The 15,874-nt window shown below is 56.3% G+C and carries 13 protein-coding genes; 5 read left to right on the top strand and 8 right to left on the bottom strand.

The genetic code is table 11. From position 1 onward, the window contains the following. The first annotated feature begins 62 nt into the window (after positions 1–62). The 4 genes from carB to HNEAP_RS07810 are packed head-to-tail and all read left to right on the top strand — an operon-like array spanning position 63 to position 5,365. A complete protein-coding gene (carB, locus tag HNEAP_RS07825) occupies positions 63–3,296 on the top strand; it encodes a carbamoyl-phosphate synthase large subunit (RefSeq protein WP_012824426.1) in 3,234 nt (1,077 codons plus the stop codon). After that, the gene (greA, locus tag HNEAP_RS07820) at positions 3,296–3,772 is read left to right on the top strand and encodes a transcription elongation factor GreA (RefSeq protein WP_012824425.1); all 477 of its coding nucleotides are present in this window, start codon (positions 3,296–3,298) and stop codon (positions 3,770–3,772) included. Before carB ends, greA begins: the two co-directional genes overlap by 1 nt. 31 nt (positions 3,773–3,803) lie before the next feature. Then, positions 3,804–5,099: a serine--tRNA ligase gene (gene serS / locus HNEAP_RS07815; RefSeq protein WP_012824424.1), complete on the top strand. Its 1,296-nt coding sequence runs from the start codon at positions 3,804–3,806 to the stop codon at positions 5,097–5,099. Then, positions 5,096–5,365, top strand: coding sequence for an acyl carrier protein (locus tag HNEAP_RS07810; RefSeq protein ID WP_012824423.1), 270 nt, complete (start codon positions 5,096–5,098; stop codon positions 5,363–5,365). Before serS ends, HNEAP_RS07810 begins: the two co-directional genes overlap by 4 nt. A 98-nt stretch (positions 5,366–5,463) precedes the next feature. Here HNEAP_RS07810 and HNEAP_RS07805 read toward each other — a convergent pair whose 3' ends face one another. The 3 genes from HNEAP_RS07805 to HNEAP_RS07795 are packed head-to-tail and all read right to left on the bottom strand — an operon-like array spanning position 5,464 to position 7,076. Continuing rightward, complete coding sequence (locus HNEAP_RS07805; protein ID WP_012824422.1) at positions 5,464–5,709, bottom strand: YfhL family 4Fe-4S dicluster ferredoxin; 246 nt, start codon at positions 5,707–5,709, stop codon at positions 5,464–5,466. A gap of 31 nt (positions 5,710–5,740) precedes the next feature. Continuing rightward, entirely contained in the window at positions 5,741–6,265 is a 525-nt protein-coding gene (gene coaD, locus HNEAP_RS07800; protein WP_012824421.1) for a pantetheine-phosphate adenylyltransferase, read from the bottom strand. Positions 6,266–6,284: 19 nt separating this feature from the next. After that, the gene (locus tag HNEAP_RS07795; RefSeq protein ID WP_012824420.1) at positions 6,285–7,076 is read right to left on the bottom strand and encodes a sulfite exporter TauE/SafE family protein; all 792 of its coding nucleotides are present in this window, start codon (positions 7,074–7,076) and stop codon (positions 6,285–6,287) included. Between the two features lie 307 nt (positions 7,077–7,383). On the opposite strand from HNEAP_RS07795, the gene HNEAP_RS07790 reads away from it, so the two are divergent. Next, a complete protein-coding gene (locus HNEAP_RS07790; protein WP_012824419.1) occupies positions 7,384–7,953 on the top strand; it encodes an SgcJ/EcaC family oxidoreductase in 570 nt (189 codons plus the stop codon). A 44-nt stretch (positions 7,954–7,997) separates the two neighbouring features. Here the strand turns inward: HNEAP_RS07790 and lpdA are convergent, their stop codons facing one another. The 5 genes from lpdA to HNEAP_RS07765 all read right to left on the bottom strand — a co-directional run bounded on the left by lpdA (position 7,998) and on the right by HNEAP_RS07765 (position 15,843). Next, positions 7,998–9,767 (bottom strand): dihydrolipoyl dehydrogenase, encoded by a 1,770-nt coding sequence (gene lpdA, locus HNEAP_RS07785; protein ID WP_012824418.1) that lies wholly within the window; start codon positions 9,765–9,767, stop codon positions 7,998–8,000. 25 nt (positions 9,768–9,792) lie between these two features. Further along, positions 9,793–11,121: a dihydrolipoyllysine-residue acetyltransferase gene (gene aceF / locus HNEAP_RS07780; protein WP_012824417.1), complete on the bottom strand. Its 1,329-nt coding sequence runs from the start codon at positions 11,119–11,121 to the stop codon at positions 9,793–9,795. A 79-nt stretch (positions 11,122–11,200) separates the two neighbouring features. After that, entirely contained in the window at positions 11,201–13,870 is a 2,670-nt protein-coding gene (aceE, locus tag HNEAP_RS07775) for a pyruvate dehydrogenase (acetyl-transferring), homodimeric type (RefSeq protein ID WP_012824416.1), read from the bottom strand. Positions 13,871–14,136: 266 nt separating this feature from the next. Next, positions 14,137–15,609 carry a helicase HerA-like domain-containing protein gene (locus HNEAP_RS07770; protein WP_012824415.1) on the bottom strand — a complete coding sequence of 491 codons (1,473 nt, stop codon included), beginning with the start codon at positions 15,607–15,609 and terminating at the stop codon, positions 14,137–14,139. Positions 15,610–15,660: 51 nt separating this feature from the next. Further along, positions 15,661–15,843 carry a PLDc N-terminal domain-containing protein gene (locus tag HNEAP_RS07765; protein ID WP_012824414.1) on the bottom strand — a complete coding sequence of 61 codons (183 nt, stop codon included), beginning with the start codon at positions 15,841–15,843 and terminating at the stop codon, positions 15,661–15,663. Positions 15,844–15,874: the final 31 nt, after the last annotated feature.

Genomic DNA, 15,874 nt, shown 5'->3' with positions numbered 1-15,874 from the left:
TGCCTAAGAATCTGCTTGAAAAAATCGACGCCTGTTCTCGTTGTTAACTGTGTGAATTTGCCATGCCAAAACGTACCGACCTAAAAAGTATCCTGATTATCGGCGCCGGTCCCATCGTGATCGGCCAGGCCTGCGAATTCGATTATTCCGGCGCGCAGGCTTGCAAGGCGTTGAAAGAAGAGGGCTATCGGGTCATTCTGATCAACTCCAACCCGGCTACGATCATGACGGACCCCGGCATGGCCGATGCCACCTATGTTGAGCCGATCAACTGGGAGACGGTTGCTGCGATCATCGAGAAAGAGCGTCCCGACGCCATATTGCCCACCATGGGCGGGCAAACGGCGCTTAACTGCGCGCTTGATCTGGCGCGCAACGGTGTGCTCGAAAAATTCAACTGCGAATTGATCGGTGCCAGCGAAGATGCGATTGACATGGCCGAAGACCGAGAGCGTTTTCGTGAAGCGATGGCTGATATCGGCCTTTCGACGCCATCTTCAGTTGTTGTCCATTCGCTTGAAGAGGCCTTTGACGCATTATCCGACCTTGGTTTTCCAGTCATTATCCGCCCCTCGTTTACCATGGGTGGTTCCGGCGGGGGGATTGCCTATAACCGTGAAGAATATGAAGAAATCGTTCGCCGCGGGCTGGATCTGTCGCCCACGAGCGAACTGCTGATCGAGCAATCCGTACTCGGCTGGAAAGAGTATGAGATGGAGGTTGTGCGTGATCGTAACGACAACTGCATCATCATCTGTTCCATCGAAAACTTCGATCCGATGGGCGTGCATACCGGTGATTCGATCACTGTGGCTCCGGCGCAGACGCTCACCGACAAGGAATATCAGATCATGCGCAATGCCTCGCTGGCGGTTCTGCGCAAGATCGGTGTTGAAACCGGCGGTTCGAACGTCCAGTTTGCGGTCAATCCCGAAAACGGCGCCATGATCGTGATCGAGATGAATCCCCGTGTGTCCCGTTCTTCCGCATTGGCGTCAAAGGCGACGGGGTTCCCGATTGCCAAGGTGGCCGCGAAACTGGCCGTGGGTTACACACTGGATGAACTGCGCAACGAAATCACGCAGGGCGCGACGCCCGCTTCGTTCGAACCGACCATCGACTACGTGGTCACCAAAGTTCCGCGCTTCACCTTCGAAAAATTCCCACAGGCCGATAGCCGCTTGACGACTCAGATGAAATCTGTCGGCGAGGTTATGGCGATTGGTCGTACCTTCCAGGAATCGCTGCAAAAAGCGCTTCGCGGTCTGGAAATTGGCGTGGATGGCTTCGATGAAATTCTCGACCGCAATCTCGATGCCGAGGATGCCGAAGACGAGCTGATTCGTCAGTTGCGCGAACCGCGTCACGACCGACTCTGGTATGTGGCCGATGCGTTCCGTCATGGCTTTACATTGGAAGACGTTCACGAGCATTCGAAAATCGACCCGTGGTTCTTGGTTCAGATCGAGCAGATCATCCGTAAAGAACAGGAATTGCGTGGCCAGTCCCTGCTGAATCTGGATCGCGACGCCCTGTGGCGCATCAAGCGCATGGGCTTCTCCGATCGTCGCCTAGCACGATTACTGGATGAAACCGAAAGCACCGTGCGCGCGCATCGGCATGGCTTGGGTGTTCGCCCCGTGTTCAAACGCGTAGATACCTGCGCGGCAGAATTCCCCACCGATACGGCCTACCTTTATTCCACCTACGAGCAGTTCTGCGAGGCGGAACCGAGCCAACGCGACAAGATCATGATCCTGGGCGGCGGGCCGAATCGGATCGGGCAGGGTATCGAGTTTGACTATTGCTGTGTCCATGCTGCTCTCGCGCTGCGGGAAGATGGCTTCGAGACCATCATGGTCAACTGCAATCCGGAAACCGTCTCGACCGATTACGACATTTCCGATCGACTCTATTTTGAATCACTGACGCTCGAAGATGTGCTCGAAATCATCGACGTTGAAAAACCGAAGGGCGTCATCGTGCAGTTCGGCGGTCAGACACCGCTGAAACTGGCGCGCGATCTCGAAAAAGCAGGCGCGCCCATCATCGGCACCACGCCCGATGCCATCGACCGGGCAGAGGATCGCGAACGTTTCCAGGCCATGATTTCCGAACTGGGGCTCAAGCAGCCGCCCAACCGTACGGCCCGCTCGACGGACGAGGCCATCAACCTCGCCGCACAAATCGGCTATCCGCTGGTTGTGCGTCCATCCTACGTGCTGGGTGGCCGGGCGATGGAAATCGTTCATAACGAAGAAGGACTGAAACGGTACATGCGCGATGCAGTAAAGGCATCCAATGATTCACCGGTGCTGTTGGATCGCTTCCTCGACGATGCCACGGAAATGGACATCGACGCGGTGTGCGACGGCGAAACCGTCGTCATCGGCGGCCTGATGGAGCACATCGAGATGGCCGGGGTGCACTCCGGTGACTCCGCCTGCTCACTGCCTCCTTACACGGTTGCCGCGCCGGTCCTGGCCGAGGTGCGTGCTCAGGTTACCGCCATGGCCAAGGCGCTGAATGTTGTTGGTCTGATGAACACTCAGGTTGCGATTCAAGGCAATGAAATCTTCATCATCGAAGTCAACCCGCGCGCGTCCCGGACGGTACCGTTCGTATCCAAGGCGGTGGGCATACCGCTCGCCAAGATTGCAGCGCGCGCCATGGCAGGCATATCGCTCGCCAAACAGTCAGTCACGCGTGAGTGCGTACCGCCGTACTATGCGGTGAAAGAGGCGGTGTTCCCGTTTATCAAGTTTGCCGGTGTCGATCCGCTGCTCGGCCCCGAGATGAAATCAACCGGTGAGGTGATGGGCATCGGTCGTGAATTCGGCGAAGCCTTTGCCAAGGCTCAGGCGGGTGCTGGCAATTCATTGCCGACTTCCGGTCTGGCCTTCGTATCTGTGCGAAAGCAGGATTATTTTGCGGCAGCCGCCGTGGCTCGTGCCCTGTCTGCGCAAGGTTTCACGCTCTGCGCCACGCGCGGTACCGCGCGCCATTTGACTGAACAGGGATTGACGGTCGAGTCGGTGAACAAAGTGACCGAAGGCCGCCCTAACATTGTTGATATGATCAAGAACAAGGAAATCACCCTGATCATCAACACGACGACCAGTAGCAACCAGTCACGTTCGGACTCGTTTCAGATCCGTCGTGAAGCCTTGCATCAGCGTGTTCCTTATTTCACGACGATGGCGGGTGCCGAGGCGATGGCCCTTGCGCTGGCTTACCTGCAGCAGCCGATTTCCGTCAATCGGCTGCAAGACCTGCATAAAGAGTGTGAAGTGTAATGCAAACGCCAATGACGGCCGCCGGAGCGGCCAAATTAGAAGCCGAACTCAAGCAACTGCGTGGCGTTGAGCGTCCGCGCATCATCCAGGCGATTGCCGAAGCGCGTGATCTGGGTGATCTGAAGGAAAATGCCGAATATCATGCCGCGCGTGAAGAGCAGGGGTTCGTAGAAGGCCGGATCAAAGAGATCGAGGCCAAGCTTTCCCATGCAAATATAATTGATGTAAGCCGCTTGCCTCCTTCCGACAAGGTAATTTTCGGTGCAACTGTCCGTGTGCTGGATGTGGATAGCGACGAAGAAATCACCTATAAAATCGTGGGCGATGACGAAGCCGACATCAAATCCAACATGATCTCTGTTCATTCGCCGATTGCCCGTGCGTTGGTGGGCAAATCGTTGGGTGATGAAGTGACCGTCGATGCCCCCGGCGGCAAGCGGGTGTTTGAAATCACCGAAGTTCAATACATCGCCTGATTGGGCGACTCAACAGAAAGAATTTCCCATTATGCTTGACCCCAAGTTAGTTCGCACCGACCCCGAGGCGGTAGCCGCGCAGTTGGCGCGCCGCGGTTTCACGTTCGACGTGGCCCGGTTTGCCGCGCTCGAAAACGAGCGCAAACAGGTTCAGGTCGACACCGAGCAGATGCAAGCCGAACGTAACAGTCGGTCGAAGCTGATCGGCAAGATGAAGGCCGCTGGCGAAGACATTTCCTCCTTGATGGCCGAAATCGGTGGCTTGGGGCAGAAACTCGACCAAGCCAAACAGCGTTTGGGCGAGATTCAATCCGAGCTGGATGCCCTGTTTTCGCTTGTGCCCAATCTACCGGCGGAAGACGTCCCCTTCGGCGAAGATGAAGCCGGAAATATCGAAGTGCGCCGTTGGGGCACGCCCAAAACCTTCGACTTCAACGTTCAGGACCATGTCGCGCTGGGCGCCGCACTCGGGATGAATTTCGAGCAGGCGGTGAAACTGACCGGCTCACGGTTTGTGACCTTGGCCGGTGATCTGGCGCGCCTGCACCGTGCGCTCGCGCAGTTCATGCTCGATCTTCATAGCAACCAGCACGGTTACACCGAAATGTACGTGCCCTACATCGTCAATGACAAGAGCCTGTTCGGTACCGGTCAGTTGCCCAAATTCGGTGAAGACCTGTTTGCACTAAATGGCGATGCCGATTGGTATCTGATCCCCACGGCTGAGGTACCGCTTACCAATCTGGTTCGTGATGAGTTGTTGTCGGCCAACGATTTGCCCCGCCGTTATGTGGCGCACACACCCAGTTTCCGTGCGGAAGCCGGTGCGGCGGGCCGCGACACTCGGGGGATGATCCGGCAGCATCAGTTCGACAAGGTCGAGTTGGTGCAAATTGTACGGGCTGAGGATTCTGCCGCCGCACTCGAAGCACTGACCAGCCATGCCGAAGCCGTTTTGCAGGCACTTGAATTGCCGTACCGTGTCATGCAGTTGTGCACTGGCGATATGGGCTTCTCGGCGGCGAAAACCTACGATCTGGAAGTGTGGCTGCCGGGCCAGAACACTTATCGTGAAATTTCATCTTGTTCCAACTGCACCGATTTTCAGGCGCGGCGCCTGCAAGCGCGGGTGCGTGATGCCGAAAGCAAGCCGCAGCTCGTGCATACCTTGAACGGTTCGGGCCTGGCCGTTGGTCGCACTTTGGTCGCCTTGCTGGAAAACCACCAACAGGCCGATGGCAGTATCGCGCTGCCACTTGCACTGCGGCCTTACTTTCAGGGCAGAACGGCTATCTGTGTTCCCGAGGGACAGCAGGGTAAAGCATGAGTGAAGCGGCTGATTCAGTTATCTTTGACGATGTTCGTCAGACGGTGATTTCCACTCTGGGGCTGGATGTTCAGTCGGCACGGCTAACGGCGGATTCTCCATTGCTCGGCGCCTTGCCCGAGCTCGATTCCATGGGGGTGGTTCTGCTGCTCACGGCGCTTGAAGATCATTTTGATCTTGTCCTTTCAGATGATGAAATCGACTCGGCTTGGTTTGAGACTTTGGGTACATTGACGCTGGCGATCGAATCGCGTCTGCCATACTGATTTCTCGATTTCCTTGATTGGAATGCAACAAAAAAACCCGCCCAAGAATTTCCTGGGCGGGTTTTGTCGTTCTGTCCCGGCTTTTAACCGGGAATGGATCAATCGTTGATCAAATGGTACTTGGCCAGCAATTCGTCATGGGTTTCGCGGTTGTCCGGATCGAGTGGAATGCAGTCCACCGGGCACACTTCAACGCACTGTGGCGTATCGTAGTGGCCCACACATTCCGTGCATAGGTTCGGATCAATCACATAGATCTCCGGGCCTTGCGAAATGGCACCATTCGGGCATTCCGGCTCGCATACATCGCAGTTGATGCATTCATCGGTAATCAACAGGGACATGGTTCACTCCTCTCAGGCACTATGTCGAAAATCAGTGGGGTGAATTTAGCATGTTTGCCCCGGCTTTTGTGGCCTGTTCATGCGTGATGATTTCTTTTAACGCATCCACCACGTGCAATGGCACGAAACTGGCGACGTTTCCGCCCAGACGGGCCAGTTCACGCACGATACTGGACGAAACGAAGCCCAGTTCCTCGGTGGGGGAAAGGAAAACCGTTTCGATTTCCGGCGCCAGTCGACGGTTGACGGCCGCCATCTGGATCTCGGACTCGAAATCAGACACGGCACGCAATCCCCGTACAATCGAGCAGGATTGAGATTGACGGGCAAAATCAACGAGCAAGCCACCAAACGGCTCGACACGAATATTGGGATAGCATTCAAGTGCCTTCAGGGCTAGCTCGCATCGTTGATCAAGATTGAATAAAGGTGTTTTGGTTGATGCGGCAGCGACTGCCACGATGACCTCATCATAGAGGTGGGCTGCCCGCCTTGCGACATCAATGTGGCCGAAGGTAATGGGATCAAAGGTACCGGGGTAAATGGCGCGTTTCATCTTCTATCGAGTCCCCGTCTTAGTGTATCAACATGTTCAGACCGAGTAGGACGAGCATAATGGCAAAAAAGCGTTTGAGTAATTTGGCGGGCAGCCGGTGCGTCAAAGTGGCGCCAATCGGTGCAAAAAAGAGGCTGGGAATCACAATGCCCAACAGTGCAGGCAGATAAATATAACCAATGGACCAGCTCGGTAAATCCGGTTGGCCCCATCCCGTTACAATGTAACCGATAGCGCCTGCGAGCGCATTGGGCAAACCAATGGCCGCACTGGTTGCCATTGCGTTGCGCGCGGCAACATTACACCACATGAAAAAAGGCGTCGTCAGTGCGCCGCCGCCCATACCCATGATCGTGCCAACCGCACCGACAGAAACCCCAAAAAAACTTAAGGGCACACCGGAGGGTAGCGTCCGTGTCGGCGCTGGATTTCGGCCAAAAGCCATCTGAAGGGCAATCAGAATTTCAAGAACACCAAACACCTTCTTGAGAATTTCTCCGGGCAAAAGATGGGCGATGGTGGAACCCAAAATCGAACCAATCACAATGCCGGGCGCGATGCGGATAAACACATCCCAAAGGACGCCCTTATTTTTGTGGTGGGTATAAATGGAAGCCATCGATGAGAACAGGATGGTCGCCAATGATGTGCCAATCGCCAAATGCACCAAATGCGGGCTGTCGCCCAGACCAATCAGAGGAAACAAAAAAAGCAGTACGGGCACCACGATCAGCCCGCCTCCGATGCCGAGGAGCCCGGCAATCAGCCCAGAAAAAATACCAAGCAAAATAAAAACGCTGTATTCAATCAAGATAGGTCACTCTTGGGCGGTTAAGGTGTCTCAAGTCAAACGAGATCGTTATTGGCACATGGGGTCAGTAGAATAATCAATTTCATAAAAAACTTATAATGAATAATATTTATGTATAAAGCAGGCTTGGTTATTATGATCGATACAAAATATCCGCAGGGATTCAGGGCATGGCGTGCCGTCTGTGCGTCCTGACGGTATCAAGTTTACGTGGGGCTCGTCCTTGCGAGATTCATCGCTTGTGGTTACTGCGAAATAACGCGAAACTAGGCGCCTAATTAATTCCATTGATCTGCTGGAGCATCCCTTGATTAAGCCTAACCCCATTCGCGTCAGCGGAACGCGTTTTTTAAATGACGATTCGGAAGGACATGAGCGTGTAAGTCTCAGCGCTTCGTTTCGGGGTAAAGGACATGCCATCACAGGTGAAACAAGAACCAACTCAACCGAGGCGATTGATGCAGTTGCAGGTGAGCGATCGCTTGCAGTGTGTGCTCCTGCAACGCGCAAATTGGCGGAGGAGTTGTTTAATCGTTGGAACAACGCACTGAAGTCGCTAGACGCTCGTCGGGTCGCAGAATGCTATGCAGACGACGCGGTTTTGTTGCCCACGGTGTCGAATATTCCACGGACAAATCGTGATGAAATCACCGACTATTTCGTTCATTTTTTGGAGAAAAAACCGGTTGGCTTTATCACCCACCGCACCGTACGGCTGGGCTGCAACAAAATAACCGATGCGGGAACGTATACTTTTCGAGTCGAGTTGGCTGATGGCTCAACTGCGGATGTGCCTGCGCGTTACACCTTTGTGTACGAGAATCATCATGGGCAGTGGCTCATCTCGCATCATCACTCATCGGCTATGCCAAGTTGACACACGTCCAGCCTAATTGATAGTTGAGGGGGCGTTGTCCCTCTCTACCGTTTTTTGGGCGGCAGTAAATCTGTAATCGTACCTTCGGCCATTTCCGCTGCGAAGCCCAGGGTTTCCGAGAGCGTCGGGTGGGGGTGGATGGTTAGGGCGATATCACTCATGTCGGCGCCCATTTCCATGGCGAGTACGGCTTCGGCAATCAGCTCACCTGCGTTCGGGCCGACGATGCCGACGCCGAGCAGGCGGTGGGTTTCTGCACAGAACAGCGCCTTGGTCAGGCCTTCATCTCGACCGATGCTGAGCGATCGGCCAGATGCCGCCCACGGAAAGGCACCTTTTTCATAGGCAATGCCTTCTTCCTTGAGTTGATCTTCGGTTTTGCCAGCCCACGCAATTTCCGGGTCGGTGTAGGCCACGCTCGGGATGGTGATCGGCGTGAAGGCGGATTTCATGCCGCAGATGACTTCCGCGGCGACTTTGCCTTCATGCACAGCCTTGTGGGCCAGCATGGGTTGGCCGACGATGTCGCCAATGGCGAAGATGTGCGGCACATTGGTCTGCATCCGCGCGTCTACGGGGATGAAGCCGCGCTGATCGACGGTGACACCGGCCGCTTCCAGATTGAGCTTGCGACCGTTTGGCGCGCGGCCGACAGCGACCAGAATCCTGTCGAAACGATCGGTTGCCGGGGCGGATTTGCCTTCAAAGGTCACATCCAAGCCGTCGGCGGTGGCGGTGACACCGGTGACCTTGCTGCCGAGATAAATGTTCTCGTAGCGCTTCTTGATGTCTTTGAGCAGCGGGCGAACCAGATCCTTATCCGCGCCGGGGATGATGTTGTCCGCCAGTTCGACAATGGTGATCTTGCTCCCGAGTGAGGCATAGACCTGCGCCATTTCCAGACCGATGATACCGCCACCGATGATCAGCATCCGCTTGGGGATATCCGCCAATTCGAGCGCACCGGTCGAGTCGATAACGCGGTGATCATCGTGCGGAATGAAGGGCAGTTTTACCGGCTGAGAGCCAGCGGCAATGATGGCGTGTTCGAATTGAACGGTACTCTGGCTGCCATCGGCTGCGGTAATGCGGATGTGGTTGGCGCTGGCAAAGTGGCCGACACCGTGCAGGATGGTGACCTTGCGCTGTTTGGCTAATTGCTTGAGGCCGCCGGTGAGCTTGTCGATCACGCCGTTCTTGAAGCCCCGCAGGCCATCAAGATCGATTTTCGGCTCGGCAAAAGTAATGCCGTGGCTGCCCATTTCGCGGGTTTCGTTGAGAATGCCGGATACGTGCAGCAGGGCCTTGGACGGGATGCAGCCAACGTTCAGGCACACGCCACCAATTTTTTCAAAGCGCTCGATCAGGATGACCTTCTTGCCCAGATCCGCTGCACGGAACGCGGCGGTATAACCGCCGGGGCCTGCACCCAGAACCACCACGTCGCATTGATGATCTGCATTTAGATCGGCAGGTGCGGCGACGGGTGTTGCCGTTGCGGCAGTCGCCTCGGCCTTGGGTGCGGCGGGTGCCGGTTCTGCGGCCGCAGGGGCTGATTCGCCAGCGGATTCTGTGGCGACTTCCATGGTGGCGATCGGGTCGCCCGTGCCGACTTGATCTCCGACCTTGATCAGCAATTCGACAATCTTGCCGGATTTGGGCGCCGGAATTTCCATGGTGGCCTTGTCGGATTCCAGCGTGAGCATCGAGGTTTCGGCTTCGACGATCTGCCCGGCTTCAACCAGAACTTCGATGATTTCGACCTTGCCGGACACGCCGATGTCGGGCAGTTTGATGGTTTCAAGTGATGCCATGTCGGTGTCCCTTGTGAGAATCTATTTAGAGAATGAGTTCGCGCAAATCACTCAGCACAGCCGAGAGAGCGGTGATGAAGCGGGCACCCTGAGCGCCATCGATCACGCGGTGATCGTAGGACAGGGCGAGCGGTAGCATCAGGCGCGGTTCGAAGGTTTCACCGTTCCAGACCGGGCTCATTTTCGAGCGGGAAACACCGAGAATGGCAACTTCCGGCCCGTTCACAATTGGAGTGAACTGTGTGCCGCCGATGCCACCGAGGCTGGAGATCGAGAAGCAGCCGCCGGACATATCCTCCGGGCTCAATTTGCCATCCCGCGCACGGGCGCTCACTTCGGCGAGTTCGGCTGAAAGTTCGAACAGGCCCTTTCGATCGACGTTGCGGATGACGGGGACGACGAGGCCATTGGGTGTGTCGACAGCCACGCCGATGTGGATGTATTTCTTGAGAATCAGGTTCTCGCCACTGACATCGAGTGAGGCGTTGAATTTGGGGTAGTCGGCGAGTGCGCGCGCAACCGCTTTGAGAATGAATACCAACGGGGTGAGCTTGACGCCAGCTTTTTCCGCGCGTGCCTTCAGCGATTGGCGGAAAGCTTCGAGATCGGTGATGTCGGTTTCATCGAACTGGGTGACGTGCGGAATATTCAGCCAGCAGGTAGACAAATGCTTGCCCGAACGCTTTTGAATCCGGGATAACGGCACGGTTTCGATTTCGCCGAACTGGCTGAAGTCGATGCTGGGCAGCGGTGGAATCGAGCCACCGGCTGTTGCCGCCGGGCTTGTCGCTTGAGTCAGTGTGTTTTTGACGAATGCAGTGACGTCGGTTTTCTGGATACGTCCTTTTATCCCGGTCCCGCTGACTTTGGCAAGGTCCACGCCCAGCGTGCGGGCAAATGCGCGTACGGAAGGGCTGGCGTGAAACACAGCACCTGGCGTCGGTGAGTTGATGGGGTAGGTTGTATTCTCTTCGTTCGCTGGAGCAGTTGCGGGCATTGTTGCCGGAGCTACCTCAGGCGCAGCTTCTACGGGAGCAGGTGCGGCTGGTTCAGGCGCCGGTGCGCTTACCGCGGCTGGTGCTGTCTTGGCTGGTTCCGGTGCTGGGCTTGCCGCGTCATCTGCATCCATTTCGACAATGATGTCGCCAACGTTGACGGTGTCGTCCGTTTTGACCAGCACCTTTTTCACCACGCCGGCGAACGGCGCGGGGATTTCCATGGTGGCCTTGTCGGATTCGAGCGTGATCAGTGATTGCTCGGCTTCAACCCGGTCGCCTGCGGCAACCAGGACTTCGATGACAGGCAAGTCTTTGAAGTTGCCGATATCCGGCAAGGGGACTGATTTCACGGTCATTCGCGTGCTCCAAAAATGTTCAATCCAAAATTGTTCAATGTGATGCGCCCCATTTGGCGGGGCGATCGACGATCCAGTCTTAACGTGAAGAAGGCATACCCAGAGTCGGGTTGATGTCGTACTTCTTGATGGCCTGCGAGACAACCGACGCGGCGATGGTGCCTTCGTCTGCCAGTGCCTTGAGCGCCGTGATCACGATGTTGGCTGCATCCACTTCGAAGAATTTACGCAATGCTTCGCGGGTATCGGAACGACCAAAGCCGTCTGTGCCCAGCGTGACGTAGCGGCGCGGCATGAATGAGCGCACCTGTTCGGTATACAGATGGATGTAGTCGGTTGCGGCGATGATGGGGCCTTGGGTGGGCTCCAATGTGGCCGTCACGTAGGGCACTTTTTGTGGTGCTTCCGGGTTCAGGCGGTTCTCGCGAACGCAGGCCTGACCTTCTCTTGCCAATTCGCTGAAGCTCGTAGCCGACCAGACATCGGTGGCCACTTTCCAATCTGCTTCCAGCATTGCGGCGGCTTTTTCCACTTCACGCAGAATGGTGCCGGAACCGAGCAGTTGAACACGCGCTTTGTGCTTCGCCTTGGATTTGGAGAACGGATACAAGCCACGCAGGATGCCTTGCTCGATTTGATCCCGATTCTCTTCGGGCATGGCAGGGTGCGGGTAGTTCTCGTTCATCGCGGTGATGTAATAGAACACGTCTTTTTTATCGGTGAACATCTCCTGCAGGCCAGCACGGATGATGACGGCCATCTCATAGCCGTAGGTCGGGTCGTAGGCCTTGCAATTGGGCACCGCGCTAAAGAAGACGAGGTTGTGACCGTCCTGATGCTGGAGGCCTTCACCTTCCAGCGTGGTGCGGCCGGCGGTACCACCGATGATGAAGCCGCGCGCGCGCATGTCGCCGCCGAGCCAGACCAGATCGCCCACGCGCTGGTAGCCGAACATCGAGTAGTAGATATAGAACGGAATCATAGCCTCGCCGTAGTTGGCGTAGGCAGTGGCGGCGGCCAGCCAGGAGGACATGGAACCGGCTTCGTTGATGCCTTCCTGCAAAACTTGGCCGTTGGTGGCCTGCTTGTACCATGACACTTGATCAGCATCGACGGGTTCGTACAACTGTCCGGCCGGATCGTAGATGCCGACCTGGCGGAACAAACCTTCCAGACCGAAGGTGCGGGCTTCATCGGGGATGATCGGGACAACGCGTTTGCCAAGCTCTTTATCACGCAAGATGATGGCGAGAATCCGGCCGAACAGCATGGTGCTCGACATTTCGCGATCGGCCGTGCCTTTGAGAATCATGTCGAAGGCAGACAGTTCCGGTGTTGGCAGGGATGACGCGCGATCCACCCGGCTGGGCAGGTAGCCACCCAGCACGCTGCGGCGTTCGTGCAGATACTTGATTAGTTCGTGACTATCTTCCGGTTTGTAGAAGGGAACGTCGTTTTCCAGTTGCGCATCGGAAATGGGCAGGCCGAAGCGGTCGCGGAAGTATTTGAGGCCGTCGACATCCAGCTTCTTCTGATTGTGCGCCGTCATCGCGCCTTCGCCGAATGGCCCCATGCCATAACCTTTGATGGTTTTGGCGATGATGACGGTCGGCTGGCCTTTGTGTTCGGTGGCTGCCTTGTACGCCGCGTACATTTTGCGCGGACTGTGGCCGCCGCGGGTCAGGCCAAAGATTTCTTCATCGGTCATGTTCTTGACGAGTTCGGCGGTTTCAGGATATTTGCCGAAGAAGTTTTCACGAACAAAAGCGCCGTTTTTGGCCTTGTAGGCCTGATATTCGCCATCGACCGTTTCCATCATCAACTGCATGAGTCTGCCGGACGTATCCTTTTGCAGCAACACGTCCCAGCCAGGACCCCAGAGCACCTTGATGACATTCCAGCCTGCGCCACGGAAGCTGCCTTCCAGTTCCTGAACCACTTTGCCGTTGCCGCGCACTGGGCCATCGAGGCGTTGCAGGTTGGCATTGATGACGAACACCAGATTGTCGAGCTTTTCGCGCACGGCCAAGCCAATGGCGCCAGTGGATTCCGGTTCGTCCATTTCGCCGTCGCCGAGGAACGCCCAGACCTTGCGGGTGTTCATCGGTGACATGCCGCGGGCGTCCATGTACTTCATGAAGCGTGCTTGGTAGATGGCTTGCAACGGACCCAGACCCATCGAAACGGTCGGGAACTGCCAAAAGGTTGGCATCAACCAGGGATGCGGATAGGAAGACACGCCATCGAGATGGGCTTCCTGACGGAAATTGGCGAGTTGTTCTTCGCTGATGCGGCCTTCGAGGAAAGCACGCGCATACATGCCCGGCGCGGCGTGGCCCTGGAAGAACACCATATCCGCCCCATCGGGGTGATCGTGGCCTTTGAAGAAATGGTTGAAACCCACTTCATACATGGTGGCGCTGGATTGGAAGGTGGCGATGTGACCGCCCACGGACGTGTGCTTGTTCGCACGAGCGACCATGGCCATGGCATTCCAGCGGATCAAGGCGCGCAGGCGCTGTTCCAACTGGCGATCGCCGGGGTAGGTGGGTTCTTTTTCAGTGGGAATGGTGTTGATGTACGGAGTAGTCGCCGAGTAGGGCGTGTCGATACCGTGTTTGCGGGCCGCCTCGATCAGATTGCCGATAAGGTGCCGCGCTTTGTCAGTGCCTTCAACGGCAACGACCGCTTCAAGGGCTTCGAGCCATTCGCGGGTTTCTTGCGGATCTTGATCTTGGTATGCAGTCACTCGGGTACTCCTTTGGAATCGGGCTGTCACCTGCGGGCAAAAGGCCAGCAGCATTCATATCAAATGTAGGGCGATGTTCTGGCGAGGTAACAAGCCCTCGCAGCAAACATGCGGGCTTTGGCGGGGCTTTATTGCCTCGCCTCGTTATTAACAGGCGGCTTCGGACTCGAACGGTCGATTCCGTTGGCGCAACAGGTGGCATTATGCGGAAATTTTTGCTGAATGTCCCTCGCCAGCGTGTATTTCCCGTTCCCTGTTTGGACGTTTCAGCGTTTCAAGCTACCCAGCAGCGAACGGATCAATTGCCGTCCGATCTGGCTGCCGATGGCGCGGACTGTGCTGCTGATGAACGCCTCCATCGGTGTTTGTCGACGGCTGGTTCGACCGGGGGACTGCGCATTTTTTTCCTCTTGGGCGTTTTGTGCGCTCAGTTGGGCCTGACGGTGCATTTCTTCCGTACGCTGCTTGAGCAGCTCAAACGCCGATTCACGATCCACGGGCGTGTCAAACCGCCCCCGATAACGTGAGCGTTGCATGATGGCGGCGCGTTCTTCATCAGTGAGCGGGCCGATGCGGCTCATCGGCGGGCGCATGAGTACCTGCTCGACCGGTGTGGGCATGCCTTTGGCATCGAGGCAAGAAACCAAGGCTTCACCGACGCCCAATTGAGTGATGACGGTTTCTACGTCCACCGCTTCGTTGCTACGGAAGGTCTGCGCGGCGGCACGCACGGCTTTCTGATCGCGTGGCGTAAATGCGCGCAATGCATGTTGCACCCGATTGCCGAGTTGGCCCAATACGGTTTCGGGCAGATCGAGCGGATTCTGGGTGACGAAATAAACGCCTACGCCTTTGGAACGCACCAGACGAACCACCTGTTCGATCTTGTCGATCAGCGGTTTGGGGGCATCGTCGAACAACAGGTGCGCTTCATCGAAGAAGAGCACGAATTTTGGCGCATCAAGGTCGCCGACCTCGGGCATCTGCTCGAATAATTCCGAGAGCAGCCAGAGCAATAAGGCCGCGTAGACCTTCGGGCTTTCCCGATAAAGCCGATCTGCGGCCAGCACGTGGATCATGCCCGCGCCCGTGTCGGATTGAATGAGCAGATCATCAAGCGCGATGGCTGGTTCGCCGAAGAGTTTTTCCGCCCCTTCTCGCTTGAAACCGGTGACTGCGCGCATGATGGCGCCCAAACTGGCGCTGGAAATACGACCGTATTGCGATTGATATTCCTCGCCCGCTTCATCGAGGTGGCGCAGCAACGCCTCGAAATCCTTGAAATCGAGCAGCAGCAGACCTTGATCGTCAGCGATCTGGAATGCCATATTGAGCACGTCTTCCTGAAGCTCATTCAGCCCCAACAGCCGAGCCAGAACAACAGGCCCGATCTCTGAAATCGTCAGTCGGAAGGGGTGACCTTTTTCACCGTGTACATCCCAGAAGATGACCGGGTTGGCCTGAAAGTGCATGGGCTCAAGGCCCATTTTTTCGGCGCGTGCACTGATTTTGGGGTGGGGCGTACCTGTTGCGGCGATGCCGGACAAGTCGCCTTTGATGTCCGCCACGAACACAGGGGTGCCAAGTTGGGCAAATTGTTCGGCGAGCACTTGCAGGGTCACGGTTTTTCCGGTGCCGGTAGCGCCCGCGATCAAGCCATGCCGGTTGATCATGCGGGTTTGAATACTGGCCGGATGCGTGCCCGCGCCAAGCAGAATCGAGGGGGCGTGTTCGCTCATCTGTCTGATCCTTTCAGTGCAAGGGCGCTCCGATTCAATCGGACCGGCTTTTTACCCTTTGGGGCCTAACAAAGCCCAGAGGATGAGACCCAATAGGGGCAGGAAGATGATCAACAATACCCAGAGCGTTTTAACGCCCGCGCCTGCGTTGCTTTGAATCACCTTAATGATGGCCCAGATATCGAGCGCGAGAAGAATAAAGCCAAACAGGCCGCCGACTTGCATTGAAAGCATAAGATTTCCTTTCATCTTTTATTAAAAAGCA

The sequence above is a fragment of the Halothiobacillus neapolitanus c2 genome, assembly GCF_000024765.1.
GTDB lineage: Bacteria > Pseudomonadota > Gammaproteobacteria > Halothiobacillales > Halothiobacillaceae > Halothiobacillus > Halothiobacillus neapolitanus.
This window is presented reverse-complemented; position numbering and strand designations above follow the sequence as displayed.

What these genes read in the sequence shown, in the direction of transcription:
- aceF (WP_012824417.1), bottom strand. Translation starts at nt 11,121, where the DNA reads ATGACCGTGAAATCAGTCCCCTTGCCGGATATCGGCAACTTCAAAGAC.
- HNEAP_RS07770 (WP_012824415.1), bottom strand. Translation starts at nt 15,609, where the DNA reads ATGAGCGAACACGCCCCCTCGATTCTGCTTGGCGCGGGCACGCATCCG.
- coaD (WP_012824421.1), bottom strand. Translation starts at nt 6,265, where the DNA reads ATGAAACGCGCCATTTACCCCGGTACCTTTGATCCCATTACCTTCGGC.
- HNEAP_RS07765 (WP_012824414.1), bottom strand. Translation starts at nt 15,843, where the DNA reads ATGCTTTCAATGCAAGTCGGCGGCCTGTTTGGCTTTATTCTTCTCGCG.
- HNEAP_RS07810 (WP_012824423.1), top strand. Translation starts at nt 5,096, where the DNA reads ATGAGTGAAGCGGCTGATTCAGTTATCTTTGACGATGTTCGTCAGACG.
- lpdA (WP_012824418.1), bottom strand. Translation starts at nt 9,767, where the DNA reads ATGGCATCACTTGAAACCATCAAACTGCCCGACATCGGCGTGTCCGGC.
- greA (WP_012824425.1), top strand. Translation starts at nt 3,296, where the DNA reads ATGCAAACGCCAATGACGGCCGCCGGAGCGGCCAAATTAGAAGCCGAA.
- HNEAP_RS07805 (WP_012824422.1), bottom strand. Translation starts at nt 5,709, where the DNA reads ATGTCCCTGTTGATTACCGATGAATGCATCAACTGCGATGTATGCGAG.
- carB (WP_012824426.1), top strand. Translation starts at nt 63, where the DNA reads ATGCCAAAACGTACCGACCTAAAAAGTATCCTGATTATCGGCGCCGGT.
- serS (WP_012824424.1), top strand. Translation starts at nt 3,804, where the DNA reads ATGCTTGACCCCAAGTTAGTTCGCACCGACCCCGAGGCGGTAGCCGCG.